General features: G+C 70.4%; 25 protein-coding genes and 5 tRNA genes. 11 read left to right on the top strand and 19 right to left on the bottom strand.

From position 1 onward, the window contains the following. Window positions 1-925, top strand: a 925-nt coding sequence (locus ACWCPF_RS29245) for an FAD-dependent oxidoreductase (protein WP_451048089.1), incomplete at its 5' end; no start/stop codon positions are given. Here the strand turns inward: ACWCPF_RS29245 and thiD are convergent. Further along, the gene (gene thiD / locus ACWCPF_RS29240) at window positions 900-1700 is read right to left on the bottom strand and encodes a bifunctional hydroxymethylpyrimidine kinase/phosphomethylpyrimidine kinase (RefSeq protein WP_451048088.1); all 801 of its coding nucleotides are present in this window, start codon (window positions 1698-1700) and stop codon (window positions 900-902) included. The two genes, ACWCPF_RS29245 and thiD, sit on opposite strands and share 26 nt — an antisense overlap. Next, window positions 1697-2662, bottom strand: a complete 966-nt coding sequence (locus ACWCPF_RS29235; RefSeq protein WP_451048087.1) for a thiamine-phosphate kinase — start codon at window positions 2660-2662, stop codon at window positions 1697-1699. Before ACWCPF_RS29235 ends, thiD begins: the two co-directional genes overlap by 4 nt. Window positions 2663-2868: 206 nt before the next feature. On the opposite strand from ACWCPF_RS29235, the gene ACWCPF_RS29230 reads away from it, so the two are divergent. Further along, the gene (locus ACWCPF_RS29230; protein WP_451048086.1) at window positions 2869-3102 is read left to right on the top strand and encodes an Lrp/AsnC family transcriptional regulator; all 234 of its coding nucleotides are present in this window, start codon (window positions 2869-2871) and stop codon (window positions 3100-3102) included. A 20-nt stretch (window positions 3103-3122) separates the two neighbouring features. After that, entirely contained in the window at window positions 3123-3605 is a 483-nt protein-coding gene (locus ACWCPF_RS29225) for a DUF3515 domain-containing protein (protein WP_451048085.1), read from the top strand. 85 nt (window positions 3606-3690) lie between these two features. On the opposite strand, the gene ACWCPF_RS29220 is transcribed toward ACWCPF_RS29225, so the two are convergent. From ACWCPF_RS29220 to ACWCPF_RS29210, 3 genes are read right to left on the bottom strand one after another with little or no spacing between them, the layout of a single operon-like run. Then, complete coding sequence (locus ACWCPF_RS29220; RefSeq protein ID WP_451048084.1) at window positions 3691-4848, bottom strand: D-alanine--D-alanine ligase family protein; 1158 nt, start codon at window positions 4846-4848, stop codon at window positions 3691-3693. Between the two features lie 59 nt (window positions 4849-4907). Next, window positions 4908-5918: an NAD(P)H-dependent glycerol-3-phosphate dehydrogenase gene (locus ACWCPF_RS29215; RefSeq protein ID WP_451048083.1), complete on the bottom strand. Its 1011-nt coding sequence runs from the start codon at window positions 5916-5918 to the stop codon at window positions 4908-4910. Next, window positions 5915-6736: a lysophospholipid acyltransferase family protein gene (locus ACWCPF_RS29210; protein ID WP_451048082.1), complete on the bottom strand. Its 822-nt coding sequence runs from the start codon at window positions 6734-6736 to the stop codon at window positions 5915-5917. Before ACWCPF_RS29210 ends, ACWCPF_RS29215 begins: the two co-directional genes overlap by 4 nt. Window positions 6737-6898: 162 nt before the next feature. On the opposite strand from ACWCPF_RS29210, the gene cofC reads away from it, so the two are divergent. Both cofC and ACWCPF_RS29200 read left to right on the top strand, forming a co-directional pair. Next, window positions 6899-7537: a 2-phospho-L-lactate guanylyltransferase gene (gene cofC, locus ACWCPF_RS29205; protein ID WP_451048081.1), complete on the top strand. Its 639-nt coding sequence runs from the start codon at window positions 6899-6901 to the stop codon at window positions 7535-7537. A 9-nt stretch (window positions 7538-7546) separates the two neighbouring features. Then, window positions 7547-7750, top strand: a complete 204-nt coding sequence (locus ACWCPF_RS29200) for a hypothetical protein (RefSeq protein WP_451048080.1) — start codon at window positions 7547-7549, stop codon at window positions 7748-7750. Between the two features lie 88 nt (window positions 7751-7838). Here ACWCPF_RS29200 and ACWCPF_RS29195 read toward each other — a convergent pair whose 3' ends face one another. The 4 genes from ACWCPF_RS29195 to leuC all read right to left on the bottom strand — a co-directional run bounded on the left by ACWCPF_RS29195 (window position 7839) and on the right by leuC (window position 11192). Beyond that, window positions 7839-8507 (bottom strand): HU family DNA-binding protein, encoded by a 669-nt coding sequence (locus ACWCPF_RS29195; protein WP_451048079.1) that lies wholly within the window; start codon window positions 8505-8507, stop codon window positions 7839-7841. 138 nt (window positions 8508-8645) lie between these two features. Beyond that, entirely contained in the window at window positions 8646-8876 is a 231-nt protein-coding gene (locus ACWCPF_RS29190; protein ID WP_351911663.1) for an SCO5555 family protein, read from the bottom strand. A 285-nt stretch (window positions 8877-9161) separates the two neighbouring features. Further along, a complete protein-coding gene (gene leuD / locus ACWCPF_RS29185) occupies window positions 9162-9755 on the bottom strand; it encodes a 3-isopropylmalate dehydratase small subunit (protein ID WP_451048078.1) in 594 nt (197 codons plus the stop codon). A 6-nt stretch (window positions 9756-9761) separates the two neighbouring features. Next, window positions 9762-11192, bottom strand: a complete 1431-nt coding sequence (leuC, locus tag ACWCPF_RS29180) for a 3-isopropylmalate dehydratase large subunit (protein ID WP_451048077.1) — start codon at window positions 11190-11192, stop codon at window positions 9762-9764. Between the two features lie 188 nt (window positions 11193-11380). Here leuC and ndgR point away from each other — a divergent pair, with 188 nt between their 5' ends. Next, a complete protein-coding gene (gene ndgR, locus ACWCPF_RS29175) occupies window positions 11381-12097 on the top strand; it encodes an IclR family transcriptional regulator NdgR (protein ID WP_267027425.1) in 717 nt (238 codons plus the stop codon). 86 nt (window positions 12098-12183) lie between these two features. Here ndgR and ACWCPF_RS29170 read toward each other — a convergent pair whose 3' ends face one another. After that, a complete protein-coding gene (locus tag ACWCPF_RS29170; protein WP_451048076.1) occupies window positions 12184-12678 on the bottom strand; it encodes a DUF4188 domain-containing protein in 495 nt (164 codons plus the stop codon). 38 nt (window positions 12679-12716) lie between these two features. On the opposite strand from ACWCPF_RS29170, the gene ACWCPF_RS29165 reads away from it, so the two are divergent. Next, window positions 12717-13361 (top strand): MerR family transcriptional regulator, encoded by a 645-nt coding sequence (locus ACWCPF_RS29165; protein WP_451048075.1) that lies wholly within the window; start codon window positions 12717-12719, stop codon window positions 13359-13361. Window positions 13362-13403: 42 nt separating this feature from the next. Here ACWCPF_RS29165 and ACWCPF_RS29160 read toward each other — a convergent pair. The 9 genes from ACWCPF_RS29160 to ACWCPF_RS29120 all read right to left on the bottom strand — a co-directional run bounded on the left by ACWCPF_RS29160 (window position 13404) and on the right by ACWCPF_RS29120 (window position 17536). Continuing rightward, window positions 13404-13476, bottom strand: a tRNA-Glu gene (locus tag ACWCPF_RS29160). A 28-nt stretch (window positions 13477-13504) separates the two neighbouring features. Then, window positions 13505-13576, bottom strand: a tRNA-Gln gene (locus tag ACWCPF_RS29155). 21 nt (window positions 13577-13597) lie between these two features. Then, window positions 13598-13670: transfer RNA gene (locus tag ACWCPF_RS29150), tRNA-Glu, on the bottom strand. A gap of 39 nt (window positions 13671-13709) precedes the next feature. After that, window positions 13710-13782: transfer RNA gene (locus ACWCPF_RS29145), tRNA-Glu, on the bottom strand. A 42-nt stretch (window positions 13783-13824) separates the two neighbouring features. Beyond that, window positions 13825-13896: transfer RNA gene (locus ACWCPF_RS29140), tRNA-Gln, on the bottom strand. Between the two features lie 91 nt (window positions 13897-13987). Then, window positions 13988-14719: an HAD family hydrolase gene (locus tag ACWCPF_RS29135; RefSeq protein WP_451048074.1), complete on the bottom strand. Its 732-nt coding sequence runs from the start codon at window positions 14717-14719 to the stop codon at window positions 13988-13990. A 225-nt stretch (window positions 14720-14944) separates the two neighbouring features. Further along, window positions 14945-16423 (bottom strand): glutamate--tRNA ligase, encoded by a 1479-nt coding sequence (gltX, locus tag ACWCPF_RS29130; protein WP_451048073.1) that lies wholly within the window; start codon window positions 16421-16423, stop codon window positions 14945-14947. Continuing rightward, a complete protein-coding gene (locus ACWCPF_RS29125; RefSeq protein WP_351911670.1) occupies window positions 16416-17201 on the bottom strand; it encodes a fumarylacetoacetate hydrolase family protein in 786 nt (261 codons plus the stop codon). Before ACWCPF_RS29125 ends, gltX begins: the two co-directional genes overlap by 8 nt. A 146-nt stretch (window positions 17202-17347) precedes the next feature. Next, complete coding sequence (locus tag ACWCPF_RS29120; RefSeq protein WP_451048072.1) at window positions 17348-17536, bottom strand: hypothetical protein; 189 nt, start codon at window positions 17534-17536, stop codon at window positions 17348-17350. 601 nt (window positions 17537-18137) lie between these two features. Between ACWCPF_RS29120 and ACWCPF_RS29115 the strand changes: the two genes are divergently transcribed. The 4 genes from ACWCPF_RS29115 to ACWCPF_RS29100 all read left to right on the top strand — a co-directional run bounded on the left by ACWCPF_RS29115 (window position 18138) and on the right by ACWCPF_RS29100 (window position 23425). Further along, window positions 18138-21935 (top strand): nitrate- and nitrite sensing domain-containing protein, encoded by a 3798-nt coding sequence (locus tag ACWCPF_RS29115; protein ID WP_451048071.1) that lies wholly within the window; start codon window positions 18138-18140, stop codon window positions 21933-21935. A 9-nt stretch (window positions 21936-21944) separates the two neighbouring features. Continuing rightward, window positions 21945-22358: a roadblock/LC7 domain-containing protein gene (locus tag ACWCPF_RS29110; RefSeq protein WP_003993189.1), complete on the top strand. Its 414-nt coding sequence runs from the start codon at window positions 21945-21947 to the stop codon at window positions 22356-22358. 112 nt (window positions 22359-22470) lie between these two features. Continuing rightward, window positions 22471-22869, top strand: a complete 399-nt coding sequence (locus ACWCPF_RS29105) for a DUF742 domain-containing protein (RefSeq protein WP_009190816.1) — start codon at window positions 22471-22473, stop codon at window positions 22867-22869. Further along, entirely contained in the window at window positions 22850-23425 is a 576-nt protein-coding gene (locus ACWCPF_RS29100) for a GTP-binding protein (RefSeq protein WP_054239771.1), read from the top strand. Before ACWCPF_RS29105 ends, ACWCPF_RS29100 begins: the two co-directional genes overlap by 20 nt. The last annotated feature ends 190 nt before the right edge of the window (window positions 23426-23615 follow it).

Below are 23615 nucleotides of genomic sequence, written 5' to 3'. Positions count from 1 at the left end.
CCTGCCGTCGGAGATGATGAGCGGCGACGTGGAGATCTTCCGCGGCGAGCTCGCACAGCTCATGTACGAACGCACCCGCGGCGACGTCGAGTACGTCTTCGGCGACTCGATCGCCACCCTCACGGACACCGCCGCCGGCGTCGACGTGACCTTCGAGGCGGGCGCCCCGCGCTGCTTCGACCTGGTGATCGGCGCCGACGGTCTGCACTCGAACACCCGGCGGCTGGTCTTCGGCGACGAGTCCCGCCACCTGCGCTTCCTCGACCACTACGTGGCCGGCTTCGAGGTCCCCAACGACCTGGGGCTGGACCGCACCGGCCGGCTGTACAGCGAGCCGGGCCGCGCGATCGCCCTCGGCAACTACGACGGGAACCCGGACCGCGCGGGCGCGCTGCTGGTCTTCCGGTCGGAGCAACTGTCGTACGACCGGCGGGACTTGGCCGCGCAGAAGCGGATCCTCGCGGAGCGGTTCGCGGGGATGGGCTGGGAGGCGCCGAACGTGCTCGAAGCGCTGGCGGACGCCGACCGGTTGTACTTCGACGAGATCGCCCAGATCCATGTCGACCGCCTCGCCCAGGGCCGGGTGGCGCTGCTCGGGGACGCCGGGTACGGCGCGACCATGGGCGGCATGGGGACGGGCGTCGCGATCGTCGGCGCGTATGTGCTGGCGGGCGAGCTGGCTCTGGCGGGCGGCGACCACCGCACGGCGTTCGCCGAGTACGAGAGCAGGATCCGGTCCTTCGCCAAGGGCTGCCAGAAGATCTCCGGCAACGTGGGCCCGTTCTTCGCCCCGCCGACCGAGCGGCGCATCCGCAGCCGGGACCGGATGTACCGGCTGCTCAGCTCGCGCCTGATGGGGGGCTTCTTCAAGCGGCTCACCGAGAAGGCGGCGACGGACATCAAGCTCCGGCCGTACCCCGCGTGAGCTCCCACCCGTGGTCCACGGGACCGATCCCCGCGCCGAGGGCGAACCCGGCGGCGATGGCCCCGGTGACGTATCTCTTGGCCGCCGCCACCGCCTCCGGCACGGACTCTCCCCTCGCCAGCTCGGACGCGATCGCGGAGGCGAGCGTGCAGCCCGTGCCGTGCGTGTGCCGGTTGTCGTACCTCGGCGCGCGCAGCCAGTGCTCCTCGGCGCCGTCCGTCAGCAGATCGACCGCGTCGCCGGGGAGATGACCGCCCTTGATCAGCACCCAGCGCGGCCCGTACGCCAGCACGGCGGCCGCCGCGGTCCGCAGCTGCTCCTCCGACTCGACCTGGACGCCCGTCAGTTGGGCCACTTCGTCGAGGTTCGGGGTGGCGACGGTGGCGACCGGCAGCAGCTTCTCGCGTACGGAGTCCAGCGCGGAGGCGGCCAGCAGAGCGTCCCCGTGCTTGGAGACGCCGACCGGGTCGACGACCACGGGAGCGTCCGTGCCCGCGATCAACTCGGCCACGGCCTCGACGAGTTCGGCGGAGGCGAGCATGCCGGTCTTCACCGCCTGCACGCCGATGTCGTCGACGACGCTGCGGTACTGCGCCCGTACGGCCGCCACCGGCAGCTCCCAAGCGCCTTGCACGCCAAGGGAGTTCTGCGCGGTGACCGCCGTGACGACGCTCATGCCGTGCACGCCCAGCGCGAGCATCGTCTTGAGGTCGGCCTGGATCCCCGCCCCGCCGCCGGAGTCGGAGCCCGCCACCGTCAGGACGCGCGGCCTCACTGTTCCAGGTCCCCGAAGTGGTCCCAGCCGCCCTTGCTGGTCCAGGGCGCCCCGTCGACCGTCACCTGGGGCAGGGCGGAGGGGTTGAGGACCTCGCCGATCACCTTCCAGCGGGCGGGGAGTTTCACGTCCGGCGGGAAGGTCGCCACGATCGCGTGGTCCTCGCCGCCGGTGAGCACCCACTGGATGGGGTCGACGCCGACGGCCTGCCCGATGTCGTTCATCTGCGTCGGGATGTCGATGGCGCCGGAGCGGATGTCGATACGGACCTTGCTGGCCTCGGCGATGTGCCCGAGGTCGGCGATCAGCCCGTCGCTGACGTCACACATCGCCGTCGCGCCTAGCGCGGCCGCGGCCGGACCGGCGTGGTACGGCGGCTCGGGGCGGCGGTGGGCCTCCACGAAGGCGCGGGGCGAGCGGAAGCCGCGGGAGAGGACCGCGTACCCGGCGGCGGACCAGCCGAGCCAGCCGGTCACCGCGACGAGGTCGCCGGGCTGGGCGCCGCCCCGGGTGACCGGTTCCTGGTTGCGCAGATCGCCGAGCGCGGTGATCGACACCATGATCGTGTCGCCCCGTACGACGTCGCCGCCGACCACGGAGGCGCCGGCCACCTGGCATTCGTCGCGCAGGCCGTCCATCAGCTCGGACGGCCAGGTGACCGGCAGTTCGGCGGGCACGACGAGGCCGAGCAGCACGGCCGTCGGCACCGCGCCCATGGCGGCGATGTCGGCGAGGTTCTGCGCGGCGGCCTTGCGGCCGACGTCGTAGGCCGTGGACCAGTCGCGGCGGAAGTGCCGGCCCTCCAGCAGGATGTCGGTGCTGGCCACCACCCGCCGGTCGGGCGCGGCGACCACCGCGGCGTCGTCGCCGGGGCCGACCCGGACCGCCGAGGTGGTGGTGAGACGGGAGGTGAGCTCCCTGATGAGCCCGAACTCCCCGAGCTCACCAACAGTGCCCTTCATTGCCCTTTCGCCCCTTCTTTGCCTGTCCGTGCCCGGTCGCGCTTAACCAGTGTCCTCGATACGGTCGAGAGAGCCGTCAAGTTCTGCCGTGCCCGCACCCCGGCGCGCGAGCCGCCGTCTCCGCAGGTCTCCCCGCTGCGCGCGGCGACGCGATACCGTGGCGTTCCCTTTCCCCACATGATCCTCGTGGCCGCCCTGGAGGTTCCGTGGTACAGGCGTACATCCTCATCCAGACGGAAGTCGGCAAAGCGTCGATCGTCGCCGAGGAGATCAGCAAGATTCCTGGCGTGGTCCAGGCCGAGGACGTGACGGGACCCTATGACGTGATCGTGCGGGCCCAGGCCGACACGGTGGACGACCTCGGCCGCATGGTGGTCGCCAAGGTCCAGCAGGTGGACGGGATCACCCGCACTTTGACCTGCCCGGTCGTGCATCTGTAGCCCCCGTCTAACCTTGGCCGGTGAACCTTTTCCGGCACCGGCCCATCGGCCTGCTCTCGCTCGCCCTGCTGCTCGCTGCGGTGGGCTGCTCCTCAGCAGACGGTGACACGTCGGCGGCGGTTCCCAGCCCCTCGGCAACGGTCACCGAGCTGTGCCGAAACCTGGACAAGGAGCTGCCGTCCACCGTGGACGAGCAGAGCCGCCGGGATCCCTCACCCGCGTCCGCGCTGACCGCGGGCTGGGGGAACCCGGCGATCATACTGCGCTGCGGTGTCGAACGACCCGAGAAGATGAGCGACGAGAACGCGGACGGCGTCGAGGTCGATGGCGTCGGCTGGCTGCTGGAGGAGCAGGACGGCGGCTCGTTCCGGTTCACCACGACGCTGCGCAGGGCCTACGTCGAGGTGACGATCCCCGGGGACCGCGCGGGAGACGGCATGGCACCGCTCGTCGACGTCGCCGCCTCCGTCAAGAAGGCGATCCCCGAGGGGATCGCCGACTAGGCGCTCCGCCGGCCGTGTCGATGTCAGCGCCTCGCGCCCCTCACCGCAGCCGACCTCGCCCGAACCGCTCAGACGCACAGGTGGATCAGCGCAGCCCCGTCGAACGCCGCAGCGCCGCCTGGACCAGGCGGTCCACCAGCTCCGGGTACTCGATGCCGCTCGCCTGCCACATCGCCGGGTACATCGAGATCGGCGTGAAGCCGGGCATGGTGTTGATCTCGTTGATGACGAACTGGCCGTCCTCCGTGAGGAAGAAGTCCGCACGGACCAGGCCCTCGCAGGACGCCGCCTCGAATGCGTCCACGGCGAGGCGCTGCACCTCGGCGGTCTCCTCGGGGGTCAGCGGCGCCGGGACGATCCCCGGGGTCGAGTCGATGTACTTGGCGTCGAAGTCGTAGTACGCGTGCGTGTCCGGCGGCGGGATCTCCGCCGGGGCGGAGGCGCGGGGGCCGTCCTCGAACTCCAGGACGCCGCACTCGATCTCGCGGCCCCGCAGCGCGGCCTCGACCAGGAACTTCGGGTCGTGGCGGCGGGCCTCGGCGATCGCCTCGTCGAGTCCGGAGAGGTCGTCCACCTTGGTGATGCCGATGGACGAGCCCGCGCGCGCGGGCTTCACGAACAGCGGCCAGCCGTGCTCGCCGGCCAGGTCGACGATCTTCTTGCGGGCGGCCGACTCGTCCTGCTCCCACTCGCGCGGCCTGATCACCGTGTACGGGCCGACCTTGAGCCCGAACGAGGTGAACACCCGCTTCATGTACTCCTTGTCCTGGCCGACGGCCGAGGCGAGCACGCCCGAGCCGACGTACGGGACGCCGGAGAGCTCCAGCAGGCCCTGGAGGGTGCCGTCCTCGCCGTAGGGGCCGTGCAGCACCGGGAAGACGACGTCGACCTCGCCGAGCGCCTTGGGCACGGATCCGGGCTCGTAGTAGACGACTTCGCGGTTGGCGGGGTCGACGGGGAGCACCACGCCGCCGTCCCGCGACTCGGCGAGCTCGTCGACGTCGGGCGTGCGGCGGTCGGTGATCGCCATGCGCTCGGGCTCGTCGGCGGTGAGGAACCAGCGGCCCTCACGCGTGATGCCGATCGGCAGGACCTCGTACTTGGTCCGGTCGATGGCCCGCAGGACCGCGCCGGCCGTGACCACGGAGATCCCGTGCTCGGAGCTGCGTCCGCCGAAGACGACGGCCACCCGCGGCTTGCGAGAGGGCGCTTGAGGGCTCTGGGGGAGGTTCTCGGTGCTCATATCGGCATGAGAGTACCCGGTGGTAGGGCCGTGAGTCAGCGTCCGCCCACCGGGTTCGCTCAGCGTCGTTCGGGCTTCGCGCTGCGCGACATCAGCTCCTTGAGGGCGACCACCGGAGGCTTGCCCTCGTGGACGATGTCGACGACCGTCTCGGTGATGGGCATGTCGACGCCGTGCCGGCGGGCCAGATCCGCCACGGACTCGCAGGACTTGACGCCCTCGGCGGTCTGCCGGGTGACCGCGATGGTCTCCTGCAGCGTCATGCCCCGGCCGAGGTTGGTGCCGAAGGTGTGGTTGCGCGACAGCGGCGAGGAACAGGTCGCCACCAGGTCGCCGAGGCCCGCGAGTCCGGCGAAGGTGAGCGGGTCCGCGCCCATCGCCAGGCCCAGCCGGGTGGTCTCGGCCAGGCCGCGCGTGATCAGCGAGCCCTTGGCGTTGTCGCCGAGCCCCATGCCGTCCGCGATGCCCACCGCGAGGCCGATGACGTTCTTGACCGCGCCGCCCAGCTCGCAGCCCACCACGTCGGTGTTGGTGTACGGGCGGAAGTACGGCGTGTGGCAGGCGGCCTGGAGCCGCTGGGCGACGGCCTCGTCGGTGCAGGCGACGACGGCCGCGGCCGGCATGCGGGAGGCGATCTCCTTGGCGAGGTTGGGTCCGGTGACCACGGCGATCCGGTCCTGGCCCACCTTGGCCACGTCCTGGATCACCTCGCTCATCCGCATGGTCGTGCCGAGCTCGACGCCCTTCATCAGCGACACCAGGACGGTGTCCGGGGCGAGCAGCGGCGTCCAGTCGGCGAGGTTGGCGCGCAGGGTCTGGGAGGGCACCGACAGGACCGTGTAGTCGGCGTCGGCTGCGGCCTCGGCGGGGTCCGTCGTGGCCCGCAGGTTCTCCGGAAGCTCGATGCCGGGGAAGTAGTCGGGGTTGGCGCGGCTGGTGTTGATCGCCTCGGCCACCTCGGGACGCCTCGCCCACAGGGTGACGTCACACCCCGCGTCGGCGAGCACCATGCCGAAGGCCGTCCCCCACGAACCGGCGCTGAACACCGCCGCCTTCACGGACTTGCTCACTTGCTGTTCTCCCCCTCGTGCTCATGACTGATCTCCGCGTGCCCGGGCTCCGCACCGGCGTCCGCGTCGGCCTCGGGGCCGGTCTCCTCCTGGGTGCGGCGGCGCTGCTCGGCCCGCTCCAGGCGCGGGTCGTAGGGCGTCTCGGGCGCCCGCTCGCCGCGGATCTCCTCCAGCTGGCCGGTGACGGCCGCCATGATGACCTCCGTCGCCTCCTTGAGGAGCTCGGGGGTCATCTCCTGGCCGTAGAACCGCGCCAGGTCCACGGGCGGGCCCGCGAGCACATGGTGGGTCTTGCGCGGCAGGACGTTGAGCTTCTTGGCGTACGGCGGCAGAAGTTCGTTGGCGCCCCACTGGGCGACGGGGATCACCGGGCACTTGGTGGTCAGGGCGACGCGCGCGGCGCCCGTCTTGGCGACCATGGGCCACTGGTCGGGATCCCGGGTGATGGTGCCCTCCGGGTAGAACGCGACGCACTCTCCGCGTTCCACGGCCTCGATCGCGGCCCGGAAGGCGCTGAGCGCGTCCGTGGTCTCGCGGTAGACGGGGATCTGTCCGGTGCCGCGCATCGCGGCGCCGACGAATCCCTCCTTGAAAAGCCCGCTCTTCGCGAGGAATCGCGGCACCCGCCCGCTGTTGTACTGAAAATGCGCGTACGCGAAGGGATCGACATGCGAATTGTGGTTCACCGCGGTGATAAATCCACCCTCGGCCGGAATGTGCTCCATTCCGCGCCAGTCCCGCTTGATCAGAACCACCAGCCAGGGTTTGCAGAGGACCGCTGCGAAGCGGTACCAGAAGCCGATTCTGCGGCTGGGCACGCGGACACCTTCCTCTAGGACTTCCCAAGCCTGCTCCCGGGCCTGGGGCCGCACAAGTGTCGCCCCGGGCCGCCGGTCTGTCGAGAACACGGTACGCCCGGCCGCCCGACCGGCGGATGTGCCGGGTGACAATGGCCGCGACGAGAAAGGAACGGTACTCCGGTGCAGTGGACCTTGGTCATACCCCTCAAGCCCTTGGCGCTGGCCAAGAGCAGGCTCGCGGACACCGCCGCCGACGGGCTGCGCCCGGGTCTCGCCCTCGCCTTCGCCGAGGACACCGTGGCGGCCGCGCTGGCCTCGCCCGCGGTGCGGGATGTGGCCGTGGTCACGGACGACGCGCTGGCCGGGCGCGCCCTGGCGGCCCTGGGCGCCCGGATCGTCGCCGACGAGCCGCGCACCGGGCTCAACGCCGCCCTGGCGCACGGCGCGGCCGCCGTGCGCGCCGCGCGCCCCGATTCTCCGCTCGCCGCCCTCAACGCCGATCTCCCCTCACTGCGCCCGCCGGAATTGGCCCGCGTTCTGGACGCGGCCGCGGAATTGCCGCGCGCTTTTCTCGCGGATGCGGCTGCAATCGGTACCACGCTGCTCGCCGTCGCCCCGGGCCGTGAATTGCTGCCCGCATTCGGCACGCGTTCCCGCGCCCGCCATCAGGCCTCCGGGGCCGTGGAACTCCGGCTCGACGCGGTGGATTCCGTGCGCCAGGACGTGGACACCGGCGAGGATCTGCGAGCGGCGCTGGCGCTGGGCGTGGGGCCCCGGACGGCCGCGGCGGCCGCGCGCCTGCTGATCCCCGGGCAGTAGGCTGCCGCCATGCAGGCGACCGCATACACGTACGACCCCGACACGCGCAGCGGACAGGTGCTGCTGGACGACGGGACACCGGTGCCGTTCGACGCGCCGGCGTTCGACGCGGGCGGCCTGCGGCTGCTGCGGCCCGGGCAGCGGGTGCGGATCGAGGTCGAGGGGCCGGCGGCGAGTCCCCGGATCACCCTCGTGACGCTGCAGACGTTCTGAGGCGGCTCCCTACGGGGGCCTGCCGGACACGCCGCGGGCCGGACTTCCGAGAGGGAGTCCGGCCCGGCGCGTGAGTGCCCCTGCTGCCCTACGGCTGGCGGGCGGTGGCCTTCTTGGCGGTGATCTTGCGTGCGGTCGACTTCCTGGCGGGGGCCTTCTTGGCCGTCGCCTTCTTCGCCGGGGCCTTCTTGGCCGTCGTCTTCTTGGCCGCGGCGGACTTGGCGGTGGTGGTCTTCTTGGCCGCCGCCGTCGTCTTCTTGGTGGCGGCCTTCTTCGCGGTCGCCTTCTTGGCGGTGGCCGTGGTCTTCTTGGCGGCCGCCGTCGTCTTCTTCGCCGGGGCGGCCTTCTTCGCGGCGGCCGAGGCCCGCTTGGCGGGGGCGGCCTTCTTCGCGGCGGCCTTCTTGACCGTCGCGGAAGCGCCGCCGGTCAGGCTGCCCTTGGGGGCCTTCTTGACGGCGACCTCGCCACCGCGCGGGAGCTTCTTCGAGCCGCTCACCAGGTCCTTGAAGCCCTGGCCTGCGCGGAAGCGCGGCACGGACGTCTTCTTGACCCGAACCCGCTCGCCCGTCTGGGGGTTGCGAGCGTAGCGGGCCGGCCGGTCGACCTTCTCGAACGAACCGAAGCCGGTGACCGACACCCGGTCTCCGGCGACGGTCGCGCGGACGATGGCGTCCAGGACCGCGTCGACCGCCTCGGCGGCCTGCTGGCGGCCGCCCAGCTTGTCGGCAATCGCTTCTACGAGCTGCGCCTTGTTCACGTCTTCCCCTTCGGAGACATTAGCCAGAACGAAAGTGTTCAAGCTTTTTCGCACGTTAGGCAGATATATACCGCAAATCAAACACGAAACGGGCTAATCACCCTTGTGCCGCAACGAAATCGGCTGCTCCGGAGGCGATCAGCGGTCCTCTTCGGGCATTCGCCCCTCGTCCAGGTCCGCCATGAACCGCTCCAGACGCCTTGTCGCATCGGCGAGATCGTGCTTGGCCGCGGCCGTAATGACCAGCAGCTTCCGGGTCAGCGCCATCCGTACGCCCTCCGGGACTTGCAGTGCGCGCACTGTTGTGTGCGCTTCCTTGAGCCGGTTCGCGACCGCCGTATAGAGCTCGAGTTGGCCGTCGTGTTCCATGCACAGATTGTGCCATCTGGGGCGAGTTGTCGCCCGCCCAGGGGGCAACTGCCGCCCCAAACCGCCGTCCGGGCCCTTGCAGCGGTTGCGTCCGCACAGGGCGCGTACCCCGGCAACACCGGCTCTAACGTGGGAAGTTGGGAGGATCAGCGAAGGTTTGCGGGGCCGAACGGGTGCAGAGACAGCCGTACCCCCGATCGGTCCGATCGGGGGTACGGCGGGGTGTCGCAGTGGCCGAAACTCGACCTGCCCAGGCCCTCCGGGGGCCTGAGGGGGCCTGCGGGGTCAGACCTGGACCGTGCTCGGCTTGTACGACGGACGCTTGGCCTCGTAGGCGGCGATGTCGCCCTCGTTCTGGAGGGTGATGGAGATGTCGTCCAGCCCGTTCAGCAGCCGCCAGCGGGAGTTCTCGTCCAGCTCGAAGGAGGCCGTGACGCCCTCGGCGCGCACCTCACGGGACTCGAGGTCGACGGTGATCTCGGCCTGCGGGTCGCGCTCGGTGAGTTCCTGCAGCGCGTCCACGATCTTCTGCTCCAGAACCACGGTGAGCAGGCCGTTCTTCAGCGAGTTGCCGCGGAAGATGTCGGCGAACCGGGACGAGATCACGGTCTTGAAGCCGTAGTTCTGCAGCGCCCACACGGCGTGCTCACGGGAGGAGCCGGTGCCGAAGTCGGGGCCCGCGACCAGGACCGTGGCGCCCTGCCGCTCGGGGCGGTTGAGGATGAAGTTCTCGTCCTTGCGCCAGGCCTCGAACAGCCCGTCCTCGAACCCGTCCCGCGTGACCTTCTTGAGCCAGTGAGCAGGGATGATCTGGTCGGTGTCGACGTTGGAGCGGCGCAGCGGGACGGCCCGGCCGGTGTGCGTGGTGAATGCTTCCATGACTGATCAGACTCCAGCGGGCGTACGGGTCTCGGCGTCGGACAGGTCGGCCGGGGAGGCCAGGTGGCCCAGGACGGCCGTGGCGGCCGCGACCTGCGGCGACACCAGGTGCGTGCGACCGCCCTTGCCCTGCCGGCCCTCGAAGTTGCGGTTGGAGGTCGACGCGGAGCGCTCACCCGGGGCCAGCTGGTCGGGGTTCATGCCCAGACACATCGAGCAGCCCGCGTGCCGCCATTCGGCGCCGGCCTCCTTGAAGACGACGTCCAGGCCCTCGGAGACGGCCTGCAGACCGACCCGCACCGAGCCCGGGACGACCAGCATCCGTACGCCGTCGGCGACTTTGCGGCCCTCGACGATGGCGGCGGCGGCCCGCAGGTCCTCGATCCGTCCGTTGGTGCACGAACCTACGAAGACGGTGTCCACGTTGATGGAGCGCAGCGGCTGCCCGGCCTCCAACCCCATGTATTCCAGGGCCTTTTCGGCGGCGAGGCGCTCCGAAGCGTCTTCGTACGAAGCAGGGTCGGGGACGACGGCCGAAAGCGGCGCGCCCTGGCCCGGGTTGGTGCCCCAGGTGACGAACGGCGCGAGCGCGGCGCCGTCGATGACGACCTCGGCGTCGAACTCGGCGTCGTCGTCCGTCCTGAGCGTCTTCCAGTACTCGACCGCCGCGTCCCAGTCCGCGCCCTCGGGGGCGTGGGCGCGGCCCTTGATGTACGCGAACGTCGTCTCGTCGGGGGCGATCATGCCCGCGCGGGCGCCGGCCTCGATCGACATGTTGCAGATGGTCATCCGGGCCTCCATCGAGAGCTTCTCGATGGCGGAGCCGCGGTACTCCAGGATGTAGCCCTGGCCGCCGCCGGTGCCGATCCTGGCGATGATCGCCAGGATCAGGTCCTTGGCGGTGACGCCGTCGGGCAGCTCGCCCTCGACCGTGATGGCCATGGTCTTGGGGCGGGCCAGCGGCAGCGTCTGGGTGGCCAGCACATGCTCGACCTGCGAGGTGCCGATGCCGAACGCCAGCGCGCCGAAGGCGCCGTGCGTGGAGGTGTGCGAGTCGCCGCAGACCACGGTGGTGCCGGGCTGGGTCAGCCCCAGCTGCGGGCCCACGACGTGGACGACGCCCTGCTCGACGTCGCCGAGCGGGTGCAGCCGCACGCCGAACTCGGCGCAGTTCTTGCGCAGCGTCTCCAGCTGCGCGCGCGAGACCGGGTCGGCGATCGGCTTGTCGATGTCGAGGGTCGGGGTGTTGTGGTCCTCGGTGGCGATGGTGAGGTCGAGCCGGCGCACCGGGCGGCCGGCCTGCCGCAGTCCGTCGAAGGCCTGCGGGCTGGTCACCTCGTGCAGCAGGTGCAGATCGATGAAGAGGAGGTCGGGCTCGCCCTCGGCGCGCCGGACGACGTGGTCGTCCCAGACCTTCTCCGCGAGTGTCCTACCCATCGCTTTCCCTCCGGCCGGCAGAACTGCGCCGGCCCAACTAGAGATCTTGTGGAGGCGACGCCCTCGCCCCTGTACCCGGGCACCCGCCGCCGGGCCCGTCGGTCCGCGGGCCACCATGCGTCCAAGGGTTGCGCGTCTCACGGAAAAATGAACTTGCGTTTCACAGAGTGAGACGGGAGTATCGTTGCATGGACAACAGTAGCGGCGTCGGCGTCCTGGACAAGGCAGCCCTTGTCCTGAGCGCCCTGGAGTCCGGTCCGGCCACCCTCGCAGGCTTGGTCGCTGCCACCGGACTCGCACGACCCACGGCCCACCGGCTGGCCGTGGCCTTGGAACACCACCGTATGGTGGCGCGCGACATGCAGGGCCGTTTCATCCTGGGCCCCCGCCTCGCCGAGCTGGCCGCGGCCGCCGGCGAGGACCGTCTGCTGGCCACCGCGGGCCCGGTGCTCACGCATCTGCGTGACATCACGGGCGAGAGCGCGCAGCTCTACCGCCGCCAGGGCGACATGCGCATCTGCGTGGCCGCGGCGGAACGCCTGTCCGGCCTTCGGGACACGGTCCCGGTCGGCTCCACGCTCACGATGAAGGCCGGCTCCTCGGCGCAGATCCTGATGGCCTGGGAGGAGCCGGAGCGGCTGCACCGCGGCCTCCAGGGCGCCCGCTTCACGGCGACGGCCCTGTCGGGCGTGCGCCGCCGCGGCTGGGCGCAGTCCATCGGCGAGCGCGAGCCGGGCGTCGCGTCCGTCTCGGCCCCCGTCCGCGGCCCCTCCAACCGCGTGGTGGCCGCCGTCTCCGTCTCGGGCCCGATCGAGCGGCTGACCCGCCACCCGGGCCGGATGCACGCCCAGGCGATCATCGACGCGGCGGCGCGGCTGTCGGAGGCCCTGCGCCGCACGGGCTGAGCGCGCGACCCGACTTCCGGGCGAGAGCCGGCCTCAACGCCGCGGCAGGCTCTTCCCGAAACCGGGCTCAGACGCTCCGCACCCGCTCAGACACTCTTCGAGGACCGGTATGCGTACCGGTCCTTCGCGTATCGCCCCCGCTCCCCCACCGGCACCTGCCCGTGCGCGGCCGCGAGACCGAAGGCCGGCATGTCCCCGTAGATCGACTCGTAGGACCCCTCCGGCACGATGTACGCCTCGTGCCAGATGCCCACGTGACCGCGGACCTTCCCGTCCCGCTCCAGGCGGTTGACCTTCGTCCACACCCTGTGGTGGAACGCGTCGGGCGCGCCCGCGTAGGCATAGAGCTTCTCCTTGGACTCCCAGTACTGGACGACGTAGTACGTCCGCGGCGAGGCCGTCAGCAGCACCCGGGAGAGCAGACCGCGTCCCGGATCCCGCTTCAGCTCCGCGAGCATGCGGAACATGGCCAGCATGACCGGCACCCACTGGTGCACGGCCCAGAAGTGGTTGACGCGCATCCCGATCAACAGGACGACCGCGTCCCCACGGGTGTTCGCGGTGGTGAGACTGATGGGCATGCTTGGATAGTGCCGCTAACCAATGAAGGGCGCAAGACATGCGACTGGCCGAACTGAGCGCACACAGCGGGGTGTCCACCGCGACGATCAAGTACTACCTGCGCGAGGGCCTGTTGCCGCCCGGCCGCCAGATCAACCTGACGACCGCCGAGTACGACGAGGAGCATCTGCGCCGGCTGCGGCTGGTGCGCGCGATGATCCAGGTGGGCGGGCTGCCGGTGGCCACGGTCCGCGAGGTGCTCGGACACGTCGACGACGACTCCCTGGGCCGCACGATCCGGCTCGGCGCGGCTCTGTGGGCGCTGCCCCAGGTCCCCGAGCCGGACACGGAGGACGACCATGTGCGCGCCGCCCAGCAGGAGGCCGACGAACTGCTGCGCACCCTGGGCTGGTCGAACGCCCGGCTGCTGACGACCATCTCCCCGGCCTACCGTTCGCTGGTGGTGTCGGTGGCCGCGCTGCGCCGGCTCGGCTACGACGGGGGCACCGAACTCCTGGCGTCCTACGCCGAGTTGATGCACCAGGCGGCGGTGCTCGACCTGGACGTGGTGGAGACGCGGCAGTCGGAGACGGAGGGGGTCGAGGCGGCGGTGCTGGGCGCGATCCTCGTCGAGCCGGTGTTGCAGGCGCTGCACCGGCTGGCCCAGGAGGAGGAGTCGGCCCGGCGGTACGGCTTCGAATGAGAAGAAGGCCCCCCACCGAAGTGGAGGGCCTTCTCTGCTGCGTACCCCCGACCGGATTCGAACCGGCGCTACCGCCTTGAGAGGGCGGCGTGCTAGGCCGCTACACAACGGGGGCGCGGACGCTACGTTTCCGCAGGTCTGAGCTGGTCTACCTGGACTCGAACCAAGAATGACGGTACCAGAAACCGTAGTGTTGCCAATTACACCATAGACCAATGTGGTTTAAACCATTTCAGTACCCCCGACCGGATTCGAACCGGCGCTACCGCCTTGAGAGGGCGGCGTGCTAGGCCGCTACACAACGGGGGCCCTAGCAGTTCCGATGCGATCTGGCATGATCGGAACCAGTACCCCCGACCGGATTCGAACCGGCGCTACTGCCTTGAGAGGGCAGCGTGCTAGGCCGCTACACAACGGGGGCTTTGTGAAGTCGATCTCCACGTGCGCAGATGAGCTCTGCGAGCTGGCCTACCTGGACTCGAACCAAGACTAACTGAACCAGAATCAGTCGTGCTGCCAATTACACCATAGGCCACTGGAACGCAAGCCCCGTGGGGGTTCTTGTTCTAGTTTCGCTCCCCCGGTTCCGGCCTTTCGGCCCGCTCTCCGGCGGCGCAGGAAGAACATTACCCGAAGGTGGACTGCGCTCCAAAACGGGTATCCGCGCCGAGGATCGCGGGGAGTTCGGCGAGGCTGGCGATCCGGTGCCGTCCGGCGGGGACCTCCACGGTCGCCGTACCGCCGTAGCGGTCGATCCAGACCGAGAGCAGTCCGGCGTCGGCGCTGCCGCGTCCGTCGATCTCCGGGTGGTCGCCCACATAGGCGACCTCGTGCGGGGGCAGGGACAGCGCCTCGCAGGCGGCGAGGAAGGCGGCGGCCTCCGGCTTGGAGACGCCGAGGTCGACGGCGCACAGGATGGTCTCGAAGCGGTCGTGGACGCCGAGGACGCGCAGCTTGTGGTTCTGGACCTCCAGACTGGAGTTGGAGAGCACCGCGTGGCGGTGGCTGGCGGCGAGGGCGTCGAGGACGGGCAGCACGTCCGGGAAGAGCGACCAGGCGGCCTCGTAGTGGGCGCGGTAGCGGTGGAACCAGTCGTCGGCCTCGGCGTCGGTCATCTCGCGGCCCAGGAACACCCGTACCCGGTCGCGGCGCTGGTCCTCGAAGGTGATCCCGCCCGCGGAGAACCGCTCCCACTGCTGGTCGGTGACCTCGCGCCAGCGCGTCAGCGCCTGCTCCACGGTCCCGAACCGGCCCAGCAACCCCTCGGCCGTCAGATAGGACCGCATGCCCTCACGATCCGCGGAGGTGTAGTCGAACAGGGTGTCGTCCACGTCCCAGACCACGGCGCGAATGCTCATGTCCCCGACGGTATCGCGGGGCTGGCACACTGCGGGGCATGATCGAGTACCGCGTCCAGTTCACCGTCGAGGCGCGTGCGGCATGTGACGAATTGGTGAGTGAACGCCGGGCGCAGGTGGAGCGGGCCCTGCTCACGAGAGCCAGTATCTGATCGACGAGGCCGATGCCTGACAGCAGGTGAGGGGCGGCACCCGGAACTCCGGGTGCCGCCCCTCACCTGTGCCCTACAGCTTCGCCAGCGCCGCGTCGATGCGTGCCAGTGTCTGCTCCTTGCCCAGGATCTCCAGGGACTCGAAGAGGGGGAGGCCGACCGTGCGGCCGGTGACGGCGACGCGGACGGGGGCCTGGGCCTTGCCGAGCTTGAGGCCGTGGGCCTCGCCGGCGGCCAGGACGGCCTCCTTGAGGGACTCGGCGGAGGACCAGTCGGCCGGCTCCAGCTTCTCGCGGGCCGTGGTCAGCAGGGCGTCGCTGCCCTCCTTCATCGCCTTCGTCCAGCTCGCCTCGTCGAAGACCGGCTCCGGGAGGAAGAGGAAGTCGACGTTGTCGGTGATCTCCGACAGCACCTTCAGACGGGTCTGGGCGTGCGGGGCGATCGCCGCCCACTTCGCCTCGTCGAAGTCCTCCGCCGACCAGGGCGCGAAGGGGGCCTTCAGCCAGGGCGCGCAGCGCTCGGTGAAGTCCTTCACGTCCAGCAGCCGGATGTGGTCGGCGTTGATCGCCTCGCACTTCTTCAGGTCGAAGCGCGCCGGGTTGGGGTTGACGTCCGCGATGTCGAAGGCCGCGGTCATCTCGTCCATCGTGAAGATGTCCTGGTCGGCCGAGAGCGACCAGCCGAGCAGCGAGAGGTAGTTGAGCAGGCCCTCGGGGAGGAAGCCGCGCTCGCGGTAGAGGTTGAGGGACGACTCCGGGTCGCGCTTGGAGAGCTTCTTGTTGCCCTCGCCCATCACGTACGGCAGGTGGCCGAAGGCCGGCACGGACTTTGCGATGCCGAGTTCGATCAGCGCCTTGTAGAGGGCGACCTGCCGCGGGGTGGAGGAGAGCAGGTCCTCGCCCCGCAGCACGTGCGTGATCTCCATCAGCGCGTCGTCCACCGGGTTGACCAGCGTGTACAGCGGAGCGCCGTTCGCACGGACGATGCCGTAGTCGGGCACGTTCTCCGGGGTGAACGTGAGCTCGCCGCGGACCAGGTCCGTGAAGGTGATCGTCTCGTCGGGCATCCGGAAGCGGACGATCGGGGTGCGGCCCTGCGCCACGTACTCGGCCGTCTGCGCCTCGGTGAGGTCGCGGCAGTGGCCGTCGTAGCCGGACGGCTTGCCGGCGGCGCGGGCGGCGTCGCGGCGGGTGTCCAGCTCCTCCTGGGAGCAGTAGCAGCGGTAGGCGTGGCCGGCGGCGAGCAGCTTCTCGGCGACGTCCTTGTAGAGGTCCATGCGCTGCGACTGGCGGTAGGGCGCGTGCGGGCCGCCGATCTCCGGGCCCTCGTCCCAGTCGAAGCCCAGCCAGCGCAGCGAGTCCAGGAGCTGCTGGTAGGACTCCTCGGAGTCGCGGGCCGCGTCGGTGTCCTCGATGCGGAAGACCAGGGTGCCCTGGTGGTGCTTGGCGAACGCCCAGTTGAACAGGGCCGTCCGCACCAGGCCCACATGGGGGTTGCCGGTGGGCGAGGGACAGAAACGGACGCGTACGGGGGAGCCGGGTGCGCTAGCCACGCTTGACAACCTTGTTGGTGAGAGTGCCGATGCCTTCGATGGTGACGGCGACCTCGTCGCCGACAGCCAGGGGGCCGACCCCTGCCGGGGTGCCCGTGAGGATCACGTCGCCGGGGAGCAGCGTCATGGCCTCGGTGATGTTGACGATCAGATCCTCGATCGAGTGGATCATCTCGCTGGTGCGGCCGAGCTGGCGCTGGCCGCCGTTGACCGTGAGCTGGATGGTGAGGTCGCTCGCGGTCTTCAGGTCCAGGCCGGTCTCCACCCAGGGGCCGAGCGGGCAGGAGGTGTCGAAGCCCTTGGCCCGGGCCCACTGCTTCTCGCGCTTCTGGACGTCGCGGGCGGTGATGTCGTTCGCGCAGGTGTAGCCGAGGATCACGTCCTTGACGCGTTCGCGCGGGACCTCGCGGCAGAGCCGGCCGATGACCACGGCGAGCTCGGCCTCGTGGTGGACGTCCGCGGAGAAGGACGGGTACTGGATGTCGTCGCCGGGGCCGATCACCGAGGTGGACGGCTTGAAGAAGGCGAACGGGGCGTCGGGCACCTCGTTGCCCAGCTCGCGCGCGTGGGCGGCGTAGTTGCGGCCGAAGGCCACGACCTTGTTGGGCAGCACGGGCGGGAGCAGTCGGACCTTGCTCAGCGGCACCTTCGTGCCGGAGAGCTCGAAGTCCGCGAACGGGATGCCCTTGATGATGTCGAGGACGAGCTCGTCCGGCTTGTCGCCCTCGACCGCGCCGAAGGCGACGTTCCCGTCGATGGAGAACCTGGCGATGCGCACGGGTTGGTTGGCCCCTTGACTGAGCTGGCTGGAGTGTGACGCTCCAGGCTAACGCGGAAGGGCGTCCCCGGCCGGGGACGCCCTTGACATCCGTGGCGGCCGCCCTGAGCATTCGGCGGCCGGTGCGCGTACCTACCGGTCGGGAACTACTGCGGCGCGGCGGCCGTGACCGGGATCTCCATGAGGATGGTGCGCTTGGGGTTGGCAGTCTGGGCCGGGAGGTCGACGGAGTGCTCCGGCTGCTCCGGGAGCTGCAGTTCGTCGGCGTCCTTGAGGTGGGCCAGCGTCGTGCGCCGCGGGTTGGCGATCTTGTGGAACATCGTCGTCGTCTTCACTGTTGTACGTGACCCTGTCGTTTCCGGGCGCCGGGCGGGCCGTCAACGGGCGTCGCACAGGCGCAGCTTGTCGGATTTGCCATCCCTGTAAAGCGTCAGGCTAAACACGCGATTCCCGGGGAACGCGTGAAGGTCCCATGATCACCGTGTGAGTTTGCTCACGAATCCATGGGCAAAGCGGTCAATCCCGGCATCCAATCGATCGCTACGAAACGGACATTGAGCACCTGAAGCGCTCATTCCGCTCCTGATCATGGCGACTGGGACACGCACCGTACCCCGTTGCTTCGACCGCTTATGTCCGCCTTATATGGGAACAGTCTCTACTTCCCGTAACTTGACCCTCACGCGGTGTCACGGATGTCACAGCCTGGCCAACGGGCCTTGTTGGAGATCCTGCACTGTGCTGGAATTCCTCGGACCGCCGCGGGATCGAGCTGGCGCACAGGGGGCGCAGAACGCGCCCGGTGGCGGCGAGACAAGGGGAGCCAGCGCCGGTCACTCACGACCATCCGGGGGCGTATTCAGGACGCTCCCCAACACGCCGACACCGTCTTTCCGTTCACGCGGGGAGGCGCCTGGTCCAGAGGTTGCGACGCTAGTGCAGGGACGTTTCAAGAGGGATGGCAGCGCTTCGGCCGAGCCGGAGCCGCACGGCGGGACTGGCCCGATGGCAGTCGGCTCCTCGCCCCAGCACGCCCAGAACCCGGGCCCGGCTCCGTCCGGCGACGGCGGTGAGCGTTCCGGGCGCCCCGGCGCGTCCGCGTCGCCGAGTTCTCTCCCCCCGACTCCGACGGCCAAACCGCCGACCGGGCCCCCCGGTCCCGGCACGCGGGTCGCGCTGCGCAACTGGCGCATCTCCACGCGTCTGGTGGCGCTGCTGACCCTGCCCGTGGTCGCGGCCACCACGCTGGGCGCGTTCCGCATCAACCAGTCCATGGACGACATCCAGCAGCTCGACAACATGAAGCTGCTGACGGACATGACCAAGCAGGCCACCGAGCTGGCCGTCCAGCTGCAGAACGAGCGCGACCGCTCCGCCGGCCCGCTGGCGCACGGCAGCTCGGCGACCGACTTCGGCGTCAAGGGCTACCGCGACAAGACCGACAAGGCCCTGACCTCCTTCCAGGACGCCTCGGAGGAGATCGACGCCGCGAGCACGGACGACAACCTCCAGGGTGTCCGCGACAGCCTCGTGGGTCTCCTCAGCGACCTCGGCAACCTCGGCAGGATCCGCTCCACCGCCTACGCGGACAAGGGCAACTCCACGCAGACGGTCGAGGCGTACCACCGCCTCATCACCAGCCTGCTGGACCTCTCCCAGGACATGGCGCAGGCCACGAACAACCCGGAGATGATCCAGCGCACACGTGCCCTGGCCGCCTTCTCCGCCGCCAAGGAGTACGCCTCCATCCAGCGCGCCACCCTGGCGGCCGCGCTGCCCGTGGGCAACGCCGCCGGCGGCGTCCTCAACGAGAACGACCGGCAGTACGCCGAGGCCGCTCTCGAGAACACGGACACCGAGCTCGCGAGTTTCCGCAGCATCTACGGCGACTCCGACTCCGAGGAACTGCTCAAGCCCATCGAGACGGGCAACCCGGTCATCGAGGACGCGGACACCTACGCGACCCGTGCGCTGAGCTCCGCCAGCGGTCTGGACTCGCTGGACAAGCGGTCGTACCAGGACTGGATCGACGACAGCTCGACCAAGATCCAGCAGATGAACAACATCGAGCACACGCTGCTCGAGCAGATGGAGCAGAAGGCGCGTGAGCTGCGCGCCGACTCGGAGCGCGAAGCGATCATCTCCGGTGCGCTCATCCTGCTCGTCCTCGGTGTCTCGCTGGTCGGCGCGTTCGTCGTCGCCCGGTCCATGATCCGCTCGCTGCGCCGCCTCCAGGAGACCGCCACCAAGGTCGCCCAGGACCGCCTGCCCGAGCTGGTCAAGCAGCTGTCCGAGTCCGACCCGCAGGACGTCGACACGTCCGTGGAGTCGGTCGGTGTGCACTCCCGGGACGAGATCGGCCAGGTGGCCGCGGCCTTCGACGACGTGCACCGCGAGGCCGTCCGCCTCGCCGCCGAGCAGGCCCTCCTCCGGGGCAACGTCAACGCAATGTTCACCAACCTCTCGCGCCGCTCCCAGGGCCTCATCCAGCGTCAGCTGTCGCTCATCTCCGAACTGGAGTCCCGCGAGGCCGACCCGGACCAGCTGTCCTCCCTCTTCAAGCTCGACCACCTCGCGACCCGTATGCGCCGTAACGGTGAGAACCTCCTCGTCCTCGCGGGTGAGGAGCCCGGCCGCCGGTGGACCCGTCCGGTCCCGCTGGTCGACGTGCTGCGCGCCGCCGCGTCCGAGGTGGAGCAGTACGAGCGCATCGAGCTGTCCTCCGTGCCGACCACCGAAGTGGCCGGCCGGGTCGTCAACGACCTCGTGCACCTCCTCGCCGAGCTGCTCGAGAACGCGACCTCGTTCTCCTCGCCGCAGACCAAGGTCAAGGTCACCGGTCACGCGCTGCCCGACGGCCGCGTGCTGATCGAGATCCACGACACCGGCATCGGCCTCTCCCCCGAGGACCTCGCCGCGATCAACGAGCGGCTCGCCTCGCCGCCGACCGTGGACGTCTCCGTCTCCCGCCGCATGGGCCTCTTCGTGGTCGGTCGGCTGTCGCAGCGGCACGGCATCCGCATCCAGCTGCGCCCGTCCGACTCCGGTGGCACGACCGCGCTGGTCATGCTGCCGGTGGACGTCGCCCAGGGCGGCAAGAAGCCCCAGGCCAAGCCCGGTCAGGGCGGCAGCGCGGGCGGTCCCGCCGCCGCGCAGGCCGCAGCGGGCGTCGCCGCCGCGCGGCGCAACGGCGCGCAGGGCGGCTCCCTCGGCGCCGGCGCACCGGCCGGCGCGGGCGGCAGGCTCGCCGCGGGCCAGGGTCCCCGGGCCGCGCTGCCCGGCCGTGACGGCGGTGGCCGTCCCGGCGGTCAGCCGCCGCGCGGACCGCAGCAGCCTCCGGCCTTCCCCGAGCAGGGCCGACCGGCTCCGGCCGGTGCGGGCGCCGGCTTCGGCGGGCAGGCGCCGGGCGCGCCGCAGGGTCTGCAGGCGGCCGGCACCACTCCGCAGGGCACCGACATGTTCGGCGCCGGACGTCCGCCGCAGCGGGGCAACAAGTCCGAGCAGGGCGGCCGCGGCCGTCAGCCGCAGCTGCCGCCGCGCGGTGGTCCGCGCGCCGAGCTGCCCGGCGGCAACCCGCAGCCGCGCGTGCCCAGCTGGGGCGACGAGAACGCCCAGCCGCCGGTGCCGCGCACCCCGCTGGACGCCCCGCGCGGCCACGAGGAGCCGGACGTCGCCCGGACGTCGCAGATGCCGCGCATCGACGACCGTTCCGGTCCGGCGGCCACCGCCGAGATACCGGCGATCCCCCGGATGGACGAGCGCCAGGGCCCGGCCGGTCCGGCCGACTTCGGCCGGACCACCTCGAACGGGCTGCACAGCACGGGCCAGTTCCCGGCCGTGAGCGACAACGACTTCCAGTCGGGACAGTTCCAGCGTCCGGGCACGAACGGACGGCCGGACGACGGCCAGTTCGAGCGGCCCGGCACCAGCGGCCGGCCCGACGAGAACGGCTACACCCGTTCCGATGTCTTCGGCGCCCCGGGGAACGCTCCGGCGAACCCGAACCAGTTCGCTCCGCAGGCGTACGACAACGGCTCCACCGGCCAGTTCGCCGCCCCGGGCTACGACTCCTCGACCACCGGCCAGCACTCGCTGCCCGGCCGCCAGGATCCTTCCTCCACCGGCCAGTTCGCCGCTCCGCAGCAGAACGGCTACGGCGCTCCGGCGCAGCCGCCGGCCCCGCCGCGGCCGAACCACCGTCCGGAGTCCGAGAACGGCAGCGCCCCGCAGCGGGCCGACCAGGGCCGCGGACCGGGCGACGGATGGGCGCTTCCGCCGGCCTCCGGTCCCGGTGACGGGCGTACGCCGCTGTACGACACGCTGGAGACCAACTGGTTCCACGGTCAGCAGGCGGCGGGCGGTCCGGCTCCGGATCCCCAGCAGCAGCACCACCAGCAGCCGCAGGCTCCGGCTGCTCCTCAACGTTCCGCGGCCGCCACTTCCACCTGGCGCACCTCGCCGAACGACGAACTCGTCCGGCAGGCCGAGCGCGTCAGGCAGCCGGCCGCGGGCGGCGTCACCACGTCCGGTCTGCCGCGCCGGGTCCCCAGGGCGAACCTCGTCCCGGGCACGGCTCAGCAGCAACAGCACCAAGCCGGTCCGCAGGTCTCGCGTGCGCCTGATGACGTACGCGGACGGCTGACCAATCTCCGTCGGGGCATCGCGCAGGGTCGTCAGGCCGGCAACGGTCAGACCGGCAGTTTCCCGAGCCCCACTCACCAGCAGGAGCGTTAGTTGAGCCAGATGAGCCAGGCAGCACAGAACCTGAACTGGTTGATCACCAACTTCGTGGACAACACCCCTGGGGTGTCCCACACCGTCGTGGTGTCCGCCGACGGGCTCCTGCTCGCGATGTCAGAGGGCTTCCCGCGCGACCGTGCCGACCAACTGGCGGCCGTCGCTTCGGGACTGACCTCGCTGACGGCCGGAGCCTCCCGGATCTTCGAGGGCGGCAGCGTCGCGCAGACCGTCGTCGAGATGGAACGAGGCTTCCTCTTCCTCATGTCCGTCTCGGACGGCTCTTCCCTCGCCGTACTGGCGCACCCCGAGTGCGACATCGGCCTCGTGGGCTACGAGATGGCACTCCTTGTCGATCGCGCGGGCGCTGTGCTCACGCCCGACCTGCGCGCCGAGCTCCAGGGCAGTCTGCTCCACTGACCCGCCCCAGTACCACCCACCTCACGAAATCACCGTCTGGCCGACACAATCCCCCCACCGGCCTCGACGGACGGCACGACTGACCGAGAATGCTGTCCCGCCCGGAGGATCCATGACCCCGCCCACCGCCCATCATGACCCGTACGCGGAGCCGTACGGGGATGAGGGCGACCAGCCGCTGGTGCGTCCGTATGCGATGACCGGTGGCCGGACCCGGCCGCGCTATCAGCTCGCCATCGAGGCGCTGATCAGCACGACGGCCGACCCGGCAGCGCTCATGGGGCTGCTTCCGGAGCATCAGCGCATTTGTCATCTGTGCCGCGAGGTGAAGTCGGTCGCCGAGGTTTCGGCGCTTCTGGCCATGCCGCTCGGTGTGGCGCGGATCCTCGTCGCGGACCTCGCCGAGGCGGGCCTGGTGGCCATCCACCAGCCGGGCGGCGACGAGAACAACGGCGGCGCTCCGGACGTGACGCTGCTCGAAAGGGTGCTCAGTGGACTTCGCAAGCTCTGACGGGGGCCGGGCCACCACCTCCGCGAAGATCGTGGTGGCGGGCGGCTTCGGCGTGGGCAAGACCACGTTCGTGGGCGCCGTCTCCGAGATCAACCCGCTGCGCACGGAGGCCGTGATGACGTCCGCGAGCGCGGGCATCGACGACCTCACTCACACCGGGGACAAGACCACCACCACGGTGGCCATGGACTTCGGCCGCATCACGCTCGACCAGGACCTGATCCTCTACCTGTTCGGCACGCCCGGCCAGGACCGGTTCTGGTTCATGTGGGACGACCTGGTGCGCGGTGCGATCGGCGCGATCGTGCTGGTGGACACCCGCCGGCTCGCCGACTGCTTCCCCGCGGTCGACTACTTCGAGAACAGCGGACTGCCGTTCGTCGTCGCCCTCAACGGCTTCGACGGCTCGCAGCCCTACCAGCCCGAAGAGGTGCGCGAGGCGCTGCAGATCGGCCCGGACACTCCGATCATCACGACGGACGCCCGGCACCGGTCGGACGCCAAGAGCGCGCTGATCACGCTGGTCGAGCACGCGCTGATGGCACGACTGCGGTAATTTTCAAATACTCCGCGCCGTACGGCAGTTGTCGTAGACGCTTCGGAGCCGGCTGTGGCCTTTGACACGGCCGGCTCCGATGTTCATAACGTTTCGGCAGAGGAATCGGGCGATACCGCCACGCGTCGCGGTCGGCCGGTCTCCCTCTGCTCACCAAAGCCCCGTCATTTGACGGGGCTCGTTCTTTTTG

Source organism: Streptomyces sp. NPDC001858, from assembly GCF_053594615.1.
Note: the sequence above shows the minus strand (reverse complement) of the source record. Positions and strands in the feature narration are given on the sequence as shown.

Bases quoted from the DNA above. Each gene is read 5' to 3' on its own strand.
- leuC (WP_451048077.1), bottom strand. From the start codon at position 11,192: ATGGGTAGGACACTCGCGGAGAAGGTCTGGGACGACCACGTCGTCCGG.
- leuD (WP_451048078.1), bottom strand. From the start codon at position 9,755: ATGGAAGCATTCACCACGCACACCGGCCGGGCCGTCCCGCTGCGCCGC.
- ACWCPF_RS29190 (WP_351911663.1), bottom strand. From the start codon at position 8,876: ATGGAACACGACGGCCAACTCGAGCTCTATACGGCGGTCGCGAACCGG.
- ACWCPF_RS29105 (WP_009190816.1), top strand. From the start codon at position 22,471: ATGACCCCGCCCACCGCCCATCATGACCCGTACGCGGAGCCGTACGGG.
- ACWCPF_RS29135 (WP_451048074.1), bottom strand. From the start codon at position 14,719: ATGAGCATTCGCGCCGTGGTCTGGGACGTGGACGACACCCTGTTCGAC.
- ACWCPF_RS29170 (WP_451048076.1), bottom strand. From the start codon at position 12,678: ATGCCCATCAGTCTCACCACCGCGAACACCCGTGGGGACGCGGTCGTC.
- ndgR (WP_267027425.1), top strand. From the start codon at position 11,381: ATGGACAACAGTAGCGGCGTCGGCGTCCTGGACAAGGCAGCCCTTGTC.
- ACWCPF_RS29235 (WP_451048087.1), bottom strand. From the start codon at position 2,662: ATGAAGGGCACTGTTGGTGAGCTCGGGGAGTTCGGGCTCATCAGGGAG.
- ACWCPF_RS29165 (WP_451048075.1), top strand. From the start codon at position 12,717: ATGCGACTGGCCGAACTGAGCGCACACAGCGGGGTGTCCACCGCGACG.
- ACWCPF_RS29110 (WP_003993189.1), top strand. From the start codon at position 21,945: ATGAGCCAGGCAGCACAGAACCTGAACTGGTTGATCACCAACTTCGTG.
- ACWCPF_RS29220 (WP_451048084.1), bottom strand. From the start codon at position 4,848: ATGAGCACCGAGAACCTCCCCCAGAGCCCTCAAGCGCCCTCTCGCAAG.
- ACWCPF_RS29200 (WP_451048080.1), top strand. From the start codon at position 7,547: ATGCAGGCGACCGCATACACGTACGACCCCGACACGCGCAGCGGACAG.